Annotated in this window: 15 protein-coding genes; 11 read left to right on the forward strand and 4 right to left on the reverse strand. The window is 75.7% G+C overall.

Features of this window, described 5'->3' with window-relative positions; all coding sequences use genetic code 11:
* The first annotated feature begins 20 nt into the window (after window positions 1–20).
* From ACQ95T_RS07020 to ACQ95T_RS07030, 3 genes are all read left to right on the forward strand, one after another.
* Window positions 21–983, forward strand: a complete 963-nt coding sequence (locus tag ACQ95T_RS07020; protein ID WP_425940554.1) for an ROK family glucokinase — start codon at window positions 21–23, stop codon at window positions 981–983.
* A complete protein-coding gene (locus ACQ95T_RS07025; RefSeq protein WP_425940558.1) occupies window positions 980–1,978 on the forward strand; it encodes an ROK family glucokinase in 999 nt (332 codons plus the stop codon). The genes ACQ95T_RS07020 and ACQ95T_RS07025 overlap by 4 nt, the downstream gene beginning before the upstream one ends.
* Before the next feature lie 135 nt (window positions 1,979–2,113).
* Window positions 2,114–2,815: an endonuclease/exonuclease/phosphatase family protein gene (locus tag ACQ95T_RS07030; RefSeq protein WP_425940560.1), complete on the forward strand. Its 702-nt coding sequence runs from the start codon at window positions 2,114–2,116 to the stop codon at window positions 2,813–2,815.
* 72 nt (window positions 2,816–2,887) lie between these two features.
* Here the strand turns inward: ACQ95T_RS07030 and ACQ95T_RS07035 are convergent, their stop codons facing one another.
* Entirely contained in the window at window positions 2,888–3,481 is a 594-nt protein-coding gene (locus ACQ95T_RS07035) for a hypothetical protein (protein ID WP_425940562.1), read from the reverse strand.
* A gap of 97 nt (window positions 3,482–3,578) precedes the next feature.
* Here ACQ95T_RS07035 and ACQ95T_RS07040 point away from each other — a divergent pair, with 97 nt between their 5' ends.
* The 5 genes from ACQ95T_RS07040 to ACQ95T_RS07060 are packed head-to-tail and all read left to right on the forward strand — an operon-like array spanning window position 3,579 to window position 7,558.
* On the forward strand, window positions 3,579–3,806 hold the full coding sequence (locus ACQ95T_RS07040) for a hypothetical protein (protein ID WP_431473693.1): 228 nt from the start codon (window positions 3,579–3,581) through the stop codon (window positions 3,804–3,806).
* Window positions 3,734–4,471, forward strand: coding sequence for a 1-acyl-sn-glycerol-3-phosphate acyltransferase (locus tag ACQ95T_RS07045; RefSeq protein WP_431473694.1), 738 nt, complete (start codon window positions 3,734–3,736; stop codon window positions 4,469–4,471). Before ACQ95T_RS07040 ends, ACQ95T_RS07045 begins: the two co-directional genes overlap by 73 nt.
* A gap of 35 nt (window positions 4,472–4,506) precedes the next feature.
* Entirely contained in the window at window positions 4,507–5,880 is a 1,374-nt protein-coding gene (locus ACQ95T_RS07050; protein WP_425940565.1) for a class II 3-deoxy-7-phosphoheptulonate synthase, read from the forward strand.
* A complete protein-coding gene (locus tag ACQ95T_RS07055; protein WP_425940567.1) occupies window positions 5,881–6,945 on the forward strand; it encodes a threonine aldolase family protein in 1,065 nt (354 codons plus the stop codon).
* A gap of 10 nt (window positions 6,946–6,955) precedes the next feature.
* On the forward strand, window positions 6,956–7,558 hold the full coding sequence (locus tag ACQ95T_RS07060; protein ID WP_425940569.1) for a molybdopterin-dependent oxidoreductase: 603 nt from the start codon (window positions 6,956–6,958) through the stop codon (window positions 7,556–7,558).
* Window positions 7,559–7,561: 3 nt separating this feature from the next.
* Here the strand turns inward: ACQ95T_RS07060 and pknB are convergent, their stop codons facing one another.
* Window positions 7,562–9,688: a Stk1 family PASTA domain-containing Ser/Thr kinase gene (gene pknB / locus ACQ95T_RS07065; RefSeq protein ID WP_425940571.1), complete on the reverse strand. Its 2,127-nt coding sequence runs from the start codon at window positions 9,686–9,688 to the stop codon at window positions 7,562–7,564.
* Between the two features lie 107 nt (window positions 9,689–9,795).
* On the reverse strand, window positions 9,796–11,100 hold the full coding sequence (locus tag ACQ95T_RS07070; RefSeq protein WP_425940573.1) for a LysM peptidoglycan-binding domain-containing protein: 1,305 nt from the start codon (window positions 11,098–11,100) through the stop codon (window positions 9,796–9,798).
* A 168-nt stretch (window positions 11,101–11,268) separates the two neighbouring features.
* Between ACQ95T_RS07070 and ACQ95T_RS07075 the strand changes: the two genes are divergently transcribed.
* Window positions 11,269–11,631, forward strand: coding sequence for an Rv2175c family DNA-binding protein (locus tag ACQ95T_RS07075; RefSeq protein WP_425940575.1), 363 nt, complete (start codon window positions 11,269–11,271; stop codon window positions 11,629–11,631).
* A 108-nt stretch (window positions 11,632–11,739) separates the two neighbouring features.
* On the opposite strand, the gene ACQ95T_RS07080 is transcribed toward ACQ95T_RS07075, so the two are convergent.
* A complete protein-coding gene (locus ACQ95T_RS07080; RefSeq protein ID WP_425940577.1) occupies window positions 11,740–12,831 on the reverse strand; it encodes a polyprenyl synthetase family protein in 1,092 nt (363 codons plus the stop codon).
* Between the two features lie 378 nt (window positions 12,832–13,209).
* Between ACQ95T_RS07080 and ACQ95T_RS07085 the strand changes: the two genes are divergently transcribed.
* Both ACQ95T_RS07085 and ACQ95T_RS07090 read left to right on the forward strand, forming a co-directional pair.
* Window positions 13,210–13,521 (forward strand): DUF6504 family protein, encoded by a 312-nt coding sequence (locus tag ACQ95T_RS07085; RefSeq protein WP_431473695.1) that lies wholly within the window; start codon window positions 13,210–13,212, stop codon window positions 13,519–13,521.
* Window positions 13,522–13,625: 104 nt separating this feature from the next.
* The gene (locus ACQ95T_RS07090; RefSeq protein ID WP_425940581.1) at window positions 13,626–14,096 is read left to right on the forward strand and encodes an SAV_6107 family HEPN domain-containing protein; all 471 of its coding nucleotides are present in this window, start codon (window positions 13,626–13,628) and stop codon (window positions 14,094–14,096) included.
* The last annotated feature ends 80 nt before the right edge of the window (window positions 14,097–14,176 follow it).

The raw sequence follows: 14,176 nt of genomic DNA on the forward strand, positions 1-14,176 counted from the left end.
GAAGAGGGAGAGGACCGGGAGTGGGCATCTGCGTCGGAGTGGACATCGGCGGGACCAAGATCGCCGCCAGCGCGGTGGACCAGGACGGGCGGGTGCTGCACCGGGCGCGCCGGGAGACCCCGGCGCAGGACCCGGACCTCATCGCGCGGGCGGTCGCCGACGTCACCGAGGAGCTGCAGCGCGCCGTCGCCGCCGACGGGAACCGGGTCTCGGCGCTGGGGGCGGCGTGCGCCGGGTTCATCGACAAGGCGGGGGAGACGGTGGTCTTCGCGCCCAACCTGGCCTGGCGCGACGAGCCGCTGAAGGCCCGCCTGGAGGAGCTGGTCGGACTGCCGGTCGTCATCGAGAACGACGCCAACGCCGCGGCGTGGGGCGAGTTCCGCTTCGGCGCGGCCCGGGACGTGGACGACACGGTCCTGCTCACGCTGGGCACGGGGGTGGGCGGGGGCATCATCGTGGACTCGGTGCTCATGCGGGGGGCGCACGGCATGGGGGCCGAGGTGGGCCACATGCGGGTGGTGCCCGACGGTCACCGCTGCGGGTGCGGCAACAAGGGGTGCTTCGAGGTCTACGCCTCCGGCAGTGCCCTGGTGCGCGAGGCCCGCGCGCTGGTGGCCGGCGGCTCGCCCCACGCGGGCACCCTCTCGGACCGGTGCGGGGGCGACCCGGCGACGCTGACCGGCCAGATGGTGACCGAGGTGGCGCTGGAGGGCGACCCGGCGGCCACCGAGCTGCTCGAGGACATCGGCCGCTGGACCGGTGAGGGCGCCGCCAGCCTCGCCGCCGTCCTCGACCCGGCCCTCATCGTGATCGGCGGCGGCGTCAGCGCTGCCGGCGACCTGGTCCTGGAGCCCGCCCGCAACGCCTTCGCCCGGCACCTCACCGGTCGCGGGCACCGCACGCTCATCCCGATGGCCCTGGCCGAGCTGGGCAACAGCGCGGGCATGATCGGCGCGGCCGACCTGGCCGCCCGGCGGGCGTGACCGGCGGCTCCCTGGCCGTCGGGGTCGACGTCGGCGGCACCCGGATCAAGGCCGGTCTCGTCGACCCGCAGGGGCGGGTGGTCGAGCAGGTCCGGCACGACACCCCCGACCGGACGACCGCCGCCCGGGTGGTCGAGGACGCCGTCGTCGCCGCGGTCGAGGAGCTGATCGCCCTGCCGGTCGCCTCCGACCGCGGCGTGACCGCGGTCGGGGTCGGTGCCGCCGGGTTCGTCTCCGCCGGCGAGGGACGGGTCGTCTTCGCCCCGCACCTGTCCTGGCGCGACGAGCCGCTCCAGGAGCGGCTGCGGTCCCGGCTGGCCCGCCCGGTCGTGGTCGACAACGACGCCAACGCGGCCGCCTGGGCCGAGCACCGTTTCGGGGCCGGGCGGGGCGAGAGCCCGCTGCTGGTGGTCACCCTGGGGACCGGGATCGGCGGGGCCGTCGTCCGGGACGGCCGGCTCGACCGGGGGCGGCACGGCCTGGCGGGGGAGTTCGGCCACATGGTCCTGGTGCCGGGCGGCCGCCCCTGCGAGTGCGGCAACAGGGGGTGCTGGGAGCAGTACGCCTCCGGTTCGGTGCTGCGCCGCGAGGCCGTGGACCTGGTCGCGGCCGGTGCTCCCGACCTCGGCGCGCTGCTGCACCGGAGCGGGGGCGACGTCGACCGGCTCCAGGGCGAGGACGTGACGGCGGCCGCCGCCGCCGGGGACCGGGTCGCCGGCGAGCTGCTCACCGAGGTGGGCCGCTGGCTGGGCATCGGCCTGGCCAACCTCGTCGCCGCGCTGGACCCCGCGGCGGTGGTCGTCGGGGGTGGGGCGAGCGAGGCGGGGGAGCTGCTGCTGGGTCCGGCACGCGAGGCCCTCGCCCGCCACCTGGTCGGCCGCGGCCACCGCCCGGTGCCGCCCGTGCGGGCCGCCGCCCTGGGGGTGGGTGCCGGCCTGGTCGGGGCCGCCGACCTGGCCCGCACCTCGCTCGGGCCCACCGAGCCCGTCTTCTGAGCCGACCCTGAGCCGGCCCCGGGCCGACCCCGGGCCGTGCTCCCCCGAGCCGGGGGACGTCGGGACGTCGCCGGGGTCCGGCTCCGGGGAGGGTGGGCGCGGAGGCGTGCGGCCGCATACCGGAGAATGGGGCGCATGCCCGAGAACACCGAGCGCACCGGCCTGCGCGTGGCCAGCTACAACCTGCGGGGACTCAAGGACGACGCGACCGCGGCGGCCGCCGTCGTCCGGGCCGTCGACCCCGACGTGCTGCTGCTGCAGGAGGTGCCGCGCTACCCCGGGTCGGACTACGCGATCACGGCGCTGGCGCGGCGCACCGGGCTGCTGTGGTCGGGGAGGACCCGGCTGCTCAGCGGGACGAGCCTGATGACCGGTCTGCGGATCCGCTCCACCGACTCCCAGGACCGCCGTCTGCCGGTGGGCCTGCGCGAGAACCCGCGCAGCTACACCGTCGCCCGCGTGGAGGCGGTCGGGCTGGCCCCCGTGACCGTGGTCTCGGTGCACCTCTCGCTCAAGGAGGAGCAGCGGGTCGACCACGTCCGCACCGTGCTCGCCGAGCTCGCGGCCTCCCCGGAGCTGGGCGACGGCCCGCTCGTCGTGGGCGGCGACCTCAACGAGGAGGGCTCCGGCCCGGCCTGGGGGGTGCTGGCCGGCGCGCTGACCGAGGTCAGCGACGACCGGCCGACGTACCCGGCGCAGCGGCCGCACCGCCGCATCGACGCGATCTTCGCCCGGGGGCACCGGGCCGTGACGCCGGGCGACCCGGCGCTGCTGGAGGGTATGGCGCTCGCCGAGGCCACCGACCACCTGCCCGTCTGGGTGGACCTGGAGTTCTGAGCCCGCGTCGGGGTCCGGGCCGGGCCCGGGCAGGGACGTGACAGTCCAGGCCCCGGCCCGACGGGGCCGCGCTCAGACCTGGGCGCCCCAGTCGTCCCGGTGGTGGCGCTGCCGGGGCTGACGCAGCACCAGGAGCACGAACCCGGCGACGGTCAGGGCCGCGCCGAGCCCGGTCCACCCCGGGTCCAGGACCGGCAGGACCGCGGAGAGCAGGACGAGCAGGGGGCCGCCGACGAGGCCCACGAGGATCGCCCAGAAGTGCAGGTCGCCGGCCGGCAGGGGCGGCGTGGGCGGCGGGACGAAGTGGTCCTCCTCCTCGGGCGGGGAGTAGGACCGGAAGTCGGTGGCCATCCCCTCGGGCGGGCCGCCGGCCTCGGCCGGACCGGGGTGCCGGGGACGGCCGGCCGGCGGAGGCCCCTGCGGTCGGTCCTGCGCGGGGCGACCCGCCGGGGGCGGTCCCGCCGGGGGCGGTCCCGGCAGGGGAGGGTTGACCCCGTCGGCGGGTCCGAAGCGGCCGCCCGCGCCCGACGGCCCGGGCCTGCGCGGCCCCTCGGGCCTGCCCGGCCCCGCGGGCAGGTCCGTCCCCAGCCCGGCGACGATCTCGCGGAAGCGGCGGTCGACGTCGTCGGGCCGTTCGGGCTCGGGCGGGTGGCCGCGGTCGGTCACGGGCGCCTCCTGGCGGTCGGCTGCACGCGGCCATCCTCGCACGGTGACCTGACAACGGTAGAGTGCGTCCGCTGACCGTCGGCAGGAGAAGAGCACCGTGTTCTACTGGATCCTCAAGCACATCGTCGTCGGCCCGGCGGTGCGGGTCGTCTTCCGCCCCTGGGTCGAGGGCAGGGAGCACGTCCCCGCCAGCGGGGGAGCGATCCTGGCCAGCAACCACCTCTCCTTTCCGACTCGATCTTCCTGCCGCTCATGGTCGACCGGCGGGTCACCTTCCCGGCCAAGGAGGAGTACTTCACCGGACCGGGCGTCAAGGGCTGGCTGACCAAGCAGTTCTTCACGGCGGCCGGCCAGATCCCGATCGACCGTTCCGGCGGCCAGGCCTCGATGGTGGCGCTGGAGAAGGGCCTGGAGGTCCTGCGCCAGGGTGGGCTGTTCGGCATCTACCCCGAGGGGACCCGGTCACCGGACGGGCGCCTCTACCGGGGCAAGACCGGCATGGCCCGCCTCGCCGTCGCCGCCGACGTGCCGATCGTCCCCTGCGCGATGATCGACACCGACAAGGCCCAGCCGACCGGTCAGCGCATCCCCAACGTCGTGCAGGTCGGCGTGCGGATCGGCCGCCCGATGCACTACCCCCAGTACGCCGGCCAGGTCGAGAACCACCAGGCGCTGCGCGAGATCACCGACGACGTCATGCGCGAGCTGCAGCGGCTCTCGGGTCAGGACTACGTCGACGAGTACGCGGCCAGCGTCAAGGGACGCCTGGCAGCCCGCGCCCGGGGTGGGATCGAGCAGGCCCGCGAGGGTCTGGAGCAGGCCCGGGAGAACATCGAGCACGCCCGGGAGCGGGCGCGCGCCGGCCTCACCGAGGCGGCGGACAAGGCCCGCGAGGGGCTGGCCACCCGACGCGCGCGGCCGGAGGGTGGCGCGCCCCCGGAGGCGTCCGGGCCCGAGGACCGCGGCCCCGCCGCGCCCCCGCCCGCCTGACGCCACGTCATACCCACCGTCGTTCGTCTCCTACCATGGTGCGGGTGAGCACCGACACGACCGGCGTCGTCCCCGTCCCCGGGACCGCCATCGACTGGCCAGACCTTCCGGCGAAGCAGCAGCCCAGCTGGGACCCCGCCGAGCTCGCGCAGGTCCTCTCGGTGCTCGGGACCTATCCGCCGCTCGTCTTCGCCGGCGAGGCCGACCTGCTGCGGGAGCGGATGGCCGCCGTCGCCGCCGGGAAGGCCTTCACCCTGCAGGGCGGCGACTGCGCCGAGACCCTGGCCGACGTCACCGGTCCCAACATCCGCGACCGGATCAAGACCATCCTGCAGATGGCCGTCGTGCTGACCTACGGCGCCGGGACGCCCATCGTCAAGGTCGGCCGGATGGCCGGGCAGTTCGCCAAGCCGCGCAGCCAGGACACCGAGACCCGCGGCGGGGTGACCCTGCCGGCCTACCGGGGCGACATGGTCAACGGCTTCGAGTTCACCCCCGGGTCGCGCCGGCACGACCCCGACCGGCTGCTGCGGGCCTACCACGCCAGCTCGGCGACGCTGAACCTCGTGCGCGGCTTCACCAGCGGCGGGTTCGCCGACCTGCGCAGCGTGCACGCCTGGAACAAGGGTTTCATCCAGGGCCCGGCGCAGAAGCGCTACGAGCAGATGGCCAACCAGATCGACCGGGCCGTGCGCTTCCTGGAGGCCTCCGGGGTGGCCGACGCCGAGGAGATGCGCCGGGTGGAGTTCTTCTCCGCGCACGAGGCGCTGGTGCTGGACTACGAGCGGCCGATGGTGCGCCGCGACCACCGCACCGGGCTGCTCTACGACACCGCCAGCCACTTCGTCTGGGTCGGCGAGCGCACCCGGGACCTGGACGGCGCGCACATCGACTTCGTCTCCCGGGTGCAGAACCCGGTCGGGATCAAGCTCGGCCCCACGGCCGACCGCGACACCGTGCTGGCCCTCATGGACAAGGTCGACCCCGAGCGCACGCCCGGGCGGCTGACCTTCATCACCCGGATGGGTGCCGGGCGCATCCGCGACGTGCTGCCCGCCCTGCTCACCTCCCTCGGCGAGGAGGCCTCCCGGGTCAGCTGGGTCTGCGACCCGATGCACGGCAACACCTTCACCTCGCCCAGCGGGCACAAGACCCGTCGCTTCGAGGACGTCGTGGAGGAGGTCCGCGGCTTCTTCGCCGCGCACGCCGAGGCCGGCACCCACCCCGGCGGCATCCACGTCGAGCTGACCGGCAACGACGTCACCGAGTGCGTCGGCGGGGTCAACCCGGTCGACCTGGACGACCTGGGCCTGCGCTACGAGACCCTGTGCGACCCGCGGCTGAACCACCAGCAGAGCCTGGAGCTGGCCTTCGTCGTCGCCGAGATGCTCGAGCGGGGCGTCCACTAGATGAGCTCGCGGCCCGGAGCCGTCGTCGCCGACCTGCGCTCGGACACCCTGACCCGGCCGACGCCCGCCATGCGGGCCGCGATGGTCGACGCCGAGGTCGGCGACGACGTCTACGGCGAGGACCCGACCGTCGCCCGGCTGGAGGAGCGGGTCGCCGAGCTCCTCGGCCACGAGGCGGCGCTGTTCATGCCCACCGGCTCGATGGCCAACCAGGTCGGGCTGCGGCTGCACGCCGGCCCCGGCCAGGAGGTGATCACCGACCACCTGGCGCACGTCCTGCGGGCCGAGCTCGGCGCCGCCGCGGCGTTCTCGGGCATCACCACCCGCAGCTGGGTCGCCGACCGCGGGCTGCTCGACGTGGACACCGCGCTCGCGGTCATGGTCCCCGACGGGGGTGCCTACCAGGTGAGCACCGCCTGCGTCGTGGTGGAGAACACGCACAACTTCGGCGGCGGCACCGTCCAGCCGCTGGCGGACATGCGCCGTCTGCGCGAGGCCACGGCCGAGGTCGGCGTCGGGGTCCACCTCGACGGCGCCCGGCTGTGGAACGCCTCCGTGGCCACCGACACCCCGCTGGCCGACTACGGCGCGTGCGCCGACACGGTCTCGGTGTGCCTGAGCAAGGGGCTCGGGGCGCCGGTCGGCTCGGTCCTGGCCGCGGACGCCGCGCGGATCCAGGAGGCGCGGGTATGGCGCAAGCGTCTCGGGGGCGGCATGCGCCAGGTCGGCCTGCTCGCGGCCGCCGGGCTGCACGCCCTGGACCACCACGTCGAGCGGCTGGCCGAGGACCACGCCCGCACCAACCGGGCCGCCGAGGCGCTGGCGCAGGCCGCCGCCGGAACCGTCGACCCGGCCGCGGTCGAGACCAACATCCTCGTCCTGGACGTCGGGGCGGCCAGCTGGGGCGGCCCGGCGTTCGTCGCCGCCGCGGCCGGGGCCGGGGTGCTGGGCTACCCCACCGGTCCGCGCCAGGCCCGCTACGTGTGGCACCTGGACGTGGACGACCCGATGACCGACGCGGCCGTGGACGTCCTCGACGGGCTGCTGCGCCGGGCTCCGGCCTGAGCGGAGCGACGTGACCACGCGGGGGGACCACGGACCGGGGGACGCCCAGGCCCTGCCCCCCGGTCAGCGGGCCACCGGGCGCTGGCAGGCCTCGCACTACGGCAAGGTCCCGCAGGTCGACGGGGAGCGCTGGCGGCTCACCGTCCGGGGAGCCACGGCCGACGGCGGGCAGACGGTCGTGGACCGCGCGATGCTGGACCGGCTGGAGCGGGTCGAGGTCCACGCCCCCCTGCACTGCGTGGACCGGCACAGCGTCCCCGGCCTGCGCTGGGCAGGGGTGCGCCTGGCCGACATCGTCCGGCTCGCCCCGCCCGAGGACGGGGCCGTGCACGTCGTCCTTGCCGCCGCCCGCGGCTACTCCTCCGCGGTCCTCCTGGAGGACCTGCTCGCCCCCGACGCCCTGCTGGCCACGCACGTCGACGGGGAGCCGCTGACCCGCGAGCACGGCTGGCCCGCCCGGGTCGTCCTGCCGCACCTGTACGGGTTCAAGGGCCCCAAGTGGATCGCCGAGATCAGCTACCACCACACCGAGCAGCAGGGCTACTGGGAGGCCCGGGGCTGGCACCCCCGGGGCCGGGTCGACCTCGAGGAGCGCTGGGCCCACCAGGGGTAGGGCTCACACGACGGCGAGCACGACCTCCGTCCCCGGGGCCACCTCCGTGCCCGGGTCGACGGACTGCTCCCGGACCGTGCCGAAGAACCCGCCGCGCACGTCCTCGCGGACCACCGTCAGCCCCAGCTCGGTGAGCTCGGCCTCGGCGGAGGAGAACTGCCGGCCCACGACGTCGGGCACCTCGACCAGCTCGGGTCCCTGCGAGAGCGTCAGCCGCACGGTCGAGCCGCGCTCCACCGCTCCAGGGCCGGGCGACTGGCGGACCACCGCGCCGTCCGGCACCTCGTCGTCGAAGACGCGCTCGTCGGAGACCTCGACCACGAGCCCGGCGCCGGTCAGCGCGTCCCGCGCCTGCTGCTCGGTCCGTCCGGTGACGTCCGGCACGTCGACGGGGGCAGGTCCGTCGGAGACCACGACCGCCACGGCGGTCCCGGGCGGCTGCTGGGTGCCGACGTCCGGGTCGGTCTCCAGGACCGTCCCCGCGGGCGCCGTCTCGTCGAACCGGCCCGTCCGCGCGCCGAGCTGCAGGCTGGCCTCCTCCAGGGCCCGCGTCGCCTCGTCCACGGTCAGCCCCGCCAGGCGCGGCACGGCATACCGCTCCGGGCCCTGGGAGACGACGAGGCGCACGTCGGTGCCGTGCCGCAGCTCGGCGCCCGGGGCGGCGTCGGCGGAGACGACCGTCCCGGCGGGCACGTCCTCGGAGAAGTCGAGCTCGACGACGGGGTCCAGCTGCTCGGCGTCCAGCGCCGTCCGCGCCTGCTCCTCGCTCAGGCCCACCACGGTCGGCATCGCCGAGTGCACGGCCGGACCCTCGGTGAGGTACCAGAAGCCGTACGCCCCGCCCGCCCCCAGCACCACGAGCAGCAGCGCGAGCACCCAGGCCGCGGCTCCTCCGCGGCGGCGCGCCGGGGCGCCCCGGCCAGCAGGGGGGTATGCCGTCGCTCCCGCGTCCCGGCGTTCCCGGGCGGGAGGGGCCGGCGGCCCGGTCGGGGCGGGCGAGGCGGTCCTACGGCCCGTGCGGTTGCCGGTGGTGCGGGCGTAGTGGCCCTCGGCGGGCGCCGCGGCGGACCCGCCTCGGCGGTCTCCTCCGGTCGGGATCTGCCGGGTCGTCTCGCGCGGCTGCAGGCCCATGACCTGGGTCTGGTCCGCGTCGTCCGGACCGGCGGGGGTGCGGCCGGAGGCCCGGCCGTGGGCGCCGTGCCGGTCGACGGCCACCGGCACCGTCGCGTCGCCCGCAGGAGGCGGAGGAACCGGCACGGCGTCCAGCTCCTCGTCGGTGAGCGAGCGGCGCAGGGAGCGCAGCTCGGTCAGCAGCCAGGAGGCGTCCGGGGGGCGGTCGCCCGGCTCGGTCGCCGAGGACCGCAGGACCAGCTCCTCGACGCCGGCCGGGACCGTGGGCACCAGGTCGCGCAGGTGGGGGACGCCGACGTGGACGTGCTCGTAGGCCACCCGCAGCGGGTCCTGGCCGGGGAAGGCCTTGCGGCCGGTGAGCAGCTCGAAGAGGAGCAGGCCCACGGCATACACGTCGGTGCGGGGGTCGGCGCGGCCCTGCTCGACCTGCTCGGGGGCCAGGTAGGCGGCGGTGCCCCAGAGCACCTCGGTGGTGTGCGCGTCGGCGACGTCGAGGCGGGCCAGGCCGAAGTCGGCGACCTTGACGGCGCCGCCGTGGGCGCCCCGGCCGAGGAGGACGTTCTCGGGCTTGACGTCCCGGTGCACCAGGCCGGCCGCGTGCGCGGCGGCGAGGGCCTCCACGACCGGCTCGAGCAGGCGCAGCGCGGCACGGGGGGACAGCGGCGCCCGGTCGGCGATGACGTCGCGCAGGGTGGCGCCCTCGACCAGCTCCATCGCCAGGAAGACGAGGCCGTCGTCCTCGCCCTGGTCGTAGACCGGGACGACGTGGGGGTGGGAGAGCCGGGCGGCGGTGCGCGCCTCCTGGACGAACCGCCCGACGAACTGCTCGTCGGCGGCCAGGTCGGCGCGCATGACCTTGAGGGCGACCGGCCGGTCCAGGCGCAGGTCCCGGGCGCGGTAGACCGTGGCCATGCCGCCGTGGGCCAGCACGTCCTCGACCCGGTAGCGGCCGTCGACGACCCGCCCGAGGGCGTGGTCGTTGTCGGTGGACGCGCTCACCCCGCCACTGTACGGAGCGCGGTGCCCCGACCGTGGGAGGCCGGGGCGCCGCGGAGGCTCGCGCCGGGGTTCCCGCGCGGGTGCTGCAGTGCTGCGGTGCGTGCGCCTCAGACGGTGCGCATGAGGGCGGTGATGTTGCGCACGTACTGCTGGGTGTCGGGGAAGAGGCCGTGCTGGCGCACGCTGGCCAGCCCCTGGTAGTAGCCGCCGATCGCGTGCTCGCGGGAGTCCGCCGAGCGCAGCAGGGTGCGCATGATGACGACCCCGGCCTCGACGTTGTCCTCGGGGTCGAGCAGGTTCAGCTCGCGGCCGATCAGGGAGCTGGCCCACTCGCCGGAGCTGGGGATGACCTGCATGGCGCCGATGGCGTTGGCGGGGGAGACGGCCCGCTGGTTCCAGCCCGACTCCTGGTAGGACAGCGCCACCATGAGCGTGGGGTCGACGCCGTGGCGGCGGCTGGTCTCCACGATGAGCGCCTTCATCTGGCTGGCGGAGGGCACGTCGACCCCGGCGAGGTAGTCGCGGTTGGCGGCGGCCGCCCGGGCGATGCCGTCGCTGTAGCGGTAGTGCAGGAAGGTGTCCTCGACCTTCTCGCCCTTCTTGTAGTCGCCCACGGTGGACTCGTCGTAGGCGCGGGTCGGCGTGCTGCCGGCCGGCGCGGAGGGCGCCGGGGCGGGGGTGGCGCTCCGACCGGGAGCCCCGGCGGTGCTGCCCGGCAGGCGCAGCGACTGCCCGGGGTGGATGAAGGCGGAGGTGGAGATGCCGTTGGCACCGGCGAGAGCGGAGGCGGTGGTCCCGTGCCGGTGGGCGATGCCCCAGAGGGTGTCGCCCGCGCGCACGGTGACCGTGCCGCCCGTGGTCGAGGGGGCCTGCGTGCGCGGTGCGGTGGGCGTCGGACGCTGCGCCGGGGCCGACGGGGAGGACTTCGGGGTCGAGGACCCCGGGATGGTCAGCACCTGGCCGGGGTAGATGAGCCGGGAGTTGGTGATGCTGTTCGCCGAGACCAGCGCGCTGACGCTGGTGCCGTGGCGCAGGGCGAGCTGGGAGAGGGTGTCGCCCGAGCGGACCGTCACGGTGCCGGAGGCGGCGCGGGTCGGCGCGGTGCCGGAGGGGGTCGGCGTGCTCCTCGTCGGTGCCGGGGCGGGGACCGCGCTGCTGCTGCTGCCGCTGCCGGGGATGACCAGCGTGGCCCCGGGCAGGATCCACCGCCCGCCCTGGCTGAGCCCGTTGGCCCGCACGACCGCCTCGGGGCTGACCCCGTGCCGGGCCGCGATGCCGTAGACCGTGTCACCGGAGCGCACCGTGTAGGTGGTGGACTTCGCCGTCACCAGCTCGGAGGTGTGCAGGGAGGTGGGGACGTAGGCCATGCTCGGCAGGTCGGCAGGAGGCATGGCGGCGAAGAGCGGGCTCACAGAAGGAACCTCCGGGGCAGGAGAGTACGGACGGGACGACCGGTGCCCCAAGGGGGATCCGGGACTCAGGGGAAGTCCAGGAACTGGTGAGGCACGAGGGACAGTACTAGGGTTTGGACGGCCGCACCACTCTGCCGGTGTGTCGCTCCATGTGATTGACTAGAAGATGTGGTAAATGGCATCGATGTAATTCCGAGCGACGGCTGGCTGAGCGTCCCCGAGATCATGGAGCGGACCGGCGCTCCCCTCCTCACCGTGCGGCGCTGGCTGCAGGACCGTGAGCTGATCGGCCTGCGGCGGGGGCCCAACAACGCGGTCATGGTCCCCGCCGGCTTCCTCGGCGAGGACGGGCCTCTTCCTCCGCTGCGGGGGACGATCACCGTCCTGGCAGACGGGGGGATGAGCGACGAGGAGATCGTCGAGTGGCTGCACCGTCCGGACGACACCCTGCCCGGGGGCAGCCCGGTCGCCTCCCTGCACGCCGGGGCCAAGACCGAGGTCCGGCGGCGGGCCCAGGAGGACGCGCTGTGAGCTGACCGAGGAGGAGGCGCGGCGAGCTCGCGACGGGATCCGACGTCCAGCCGATCGCCGTCGTCGACGCACCCCGACGGTTCTGCGCGCCGACCGGCCGGCCCGGTCTCAGAGGTGGCGGTCGGTGCAGATGGCGACCAGCTCCACCAGGGCCTGCGCAGCCTCCCGGTCGAGGTCCGGCACGGCCTGCAGGGCGCGGGCGGACGCGGTGGCCGCCTCCTCGATCATCGACTCGGTGCGCGCCAGCGCCCCGCTGTCGCGCAGCACCTGGCGGCAGGCCTCCACGGTGGCCTCGTCGAGGTCGGGGTCGCCCAGGCTGGCCGCCAGCAGCTCGGCCCCGGGCTCGTCGGCGAGCTCGAGCGCGTGAGCCACCAGCACGGTGTGCTTGCCCTCGCGCAGGTCGTCGCCCGCGGGCTTGCCGGTGTGCCCGGGGTCGCCGAAGACCCCCAGGACGTCGTCCCGCAGCTGGAAGGCCTCGCCCAGCCGGGCGCCGTAGTCGGCGAGCGCGGCCAGCAGCGCGGGGTCCGCGTCCCCGGCGAGCGCGCCCACGAGGAGCGGCTGCTGCACCGAGTAGCGGGCGCTCTTGTAGCGGATGACGGTGCGGGAGCGCTCGACGCGTTCGGCATACGCCAGGTCGTTCCAGCCGACGACGGCCTCGAGCATGTCGAGGAACTGTCCGCCCATGAGCTGGGTGCGCATCCGGTCGAACTCGGGACGGGCCCGGGCCAGGGCCTCGGCCGGCAGGCCGCTGGTGGCGAACAGCTCGTCGGTCCAGTTCAGGCACAGGTCCCCGGCGAGGATGGCGGCGGCGTGCCCGAACCGCTCGGGGTCGCCGTTCCAGGCCTGGGTCCGGTGCTGCTCGGCGAAGGCGCGGTGGGCCGTGGGGCGTCCCCGCCGCCGGTCGCTGTTGTCCATGACGTCGTCGTGCAGGAGGGCGGCGGCCTGGAAGACCTCCATCGAGCTCGCGGCCCTGACCACCGCGTCGTCGTCCGGCCGGCCGGCGGCGCGCCAGCCCCAGTAGAGGAAGGCCGCCCGCAGGCGCTTGCCGCCCGCGAGCAGGTCGGCCACCGCGTCCACCAGCGGGCCCATCGGCGCACCGAGCTCGGTCAGCACCTCCCGCTGGTGCGCGAGGTGGTCGTCCAGGGCGCGCTGCACGCGGTGCCTCAGGTCGACGCCGTCCAGCGGGTGGGCGTGCGCCACGGGGCATCTCCTCAGCTCGGGGACCGGGGTCCGTCCCGAGGAGCCTAACCCGCGGTGCGGGGCGTGCGGCCCGGGCCATCCCCGCCCGTGGCCCGGACCGGTGCCCATCCTGCCCGCAGCGCCGGTTCCGGTGCGGTTCTCGTCCACAGGGCCGCTCCTGCCCGGCGTCCGAGGTCTCGAGGCACGGCGGTCGGACGAGTTCTGGCCCTCCCACCTGCGGATCCTCCTGCCGGCGGCGGCGGAGGGGTTGAGGTTGTCGGTCGGTGCTCGTACATTTGTCCGTATCGAACACAGGTTCGAACACGGCGGAGGTGTGCAGATGAGCAGGCGGTACCAGGATCTGGTGGAGGTCAGGCTCGGCGACCCGGACGAGCACCGGTGCGGCTCGAACCGGGGTGGCGCCGGGGTGCGCTGGGCGACCCGGGCCGGGGGGAGGTCCCGACGACGTTCCTGTGGCAGGGACGGGTCCACGTGGTCCGCGGCGTCCTCGCCCAGTGGACGCAGCGGGTGCCGTGGTGGCGCCAGCAGGGGGAGGGGGTGCCGGGCGAGGGGGCGCCGGGCGGGTCGTCCGGCACGGTGCTCGAGCAGCAGGTCTGGCGGGTGGAGGCCTCGGCCGGACGGACCCTCGGCCGGGGCGTCTACGACCTGGTGCAGGACGAGCAGTGGCGGCTGGAGCGCGTCAGCGACTGAGCAGGACAGCCGGACCAGCAGGACAGCGGGACCAGCAGGACAGCGGCGGAGCAGGGCGAGCAGGACCAGCAGGACCAGCGGCACGACGAGACGAGGAGAGTGCGATGACCACCACCACCATCACCACCACCCGGGGGGCCACCCCCGCCCCCGAGGGACCGACCGCTCCGGCGGGCACCGTGCTGGACCTGCTGGACCGGTCCCGCGGCGGGCTGCTGCAGGCATGCCACAGCAGCACCGCGTCCGAGCGCTACACCCAGGCCCACCTCGCCGCGCTGCGGGCCGGAGCGGCCCTGCTGGCGGCCCGCAGCGCCCCCAGCCGCCGCGCCAGGCCGCGCAGCGTGTGGGAGGTGCTGCCCACGGTGGCACCCGAGCTGACCGAGTGGGCGGCCTTCTTCGCCGAGTCCGGCCGTCGTCGGCTGGCCCTGGAGCGGGGGGCCGCGGTGGTCACCGCCCGGGACGCGGACGACCTGGTGCGTTCCGGCGAGCGGTTCCTGGAGCTGGTCCGGGCCAGCCTGCACCTGCCGTGCGGTCTGCCGCTGTCGGCCGAGCTGACCCCCGTCCGGCCGAGCTGAGCCCCGGCCGGCCGAGCTGAGCCCCGACCGGCCGAGCTGAGCCCCGACCGGCCGGCCCCCGGCCGGCGTCCCCCTCTTTC

It is taken from the genome of Ornithinimicrobium carbonis (genome assembly GCF_050703245.1).
Lineage (GTDB): Bacteria > Actinomycetota > Actinomycetes > Actinomycetales > Dermatophilaceae > Ornithinicoccus.

Coding starts and splice junctions, on each gene's coding strand:
- ACQ95T_RS07050 (WP_425940565.1), top strand. CDS start 4,507: ATGGTGCGGGTGAGCACCGACACGACCGGCGTCGTCCCCGTCCCCGGG.
- ACQ95T_RS07055 (WP_425940567.1), top strand. CDS start 5,881: ATGAGCTCGCGGCCCGGAGCCGTCGTCGCCGACCTGCGCTCGGACACC.
- ACQ95T_RS07090 (WP_425940581.1), top strand. CDS start 13,626: ATGACCACCACCACCATCACCACCACCCGGGGGGCCACCCCCGCCCCC.
- ACQ95T_RS07045 (WP_431473694.1), top strand. CDS start 3,734: ATGGTCGACCGGCGGGTCACCTTCCCGGCCAAGGAGGAGTACTTCACC.
- ACQ95T_RS07030 (WP_425940560.1), top strand. CDS start 2,114: ATGCCCGAGAACACCGAGCGCACCGGCCTGCGCGTGGCCAGCTACAAC.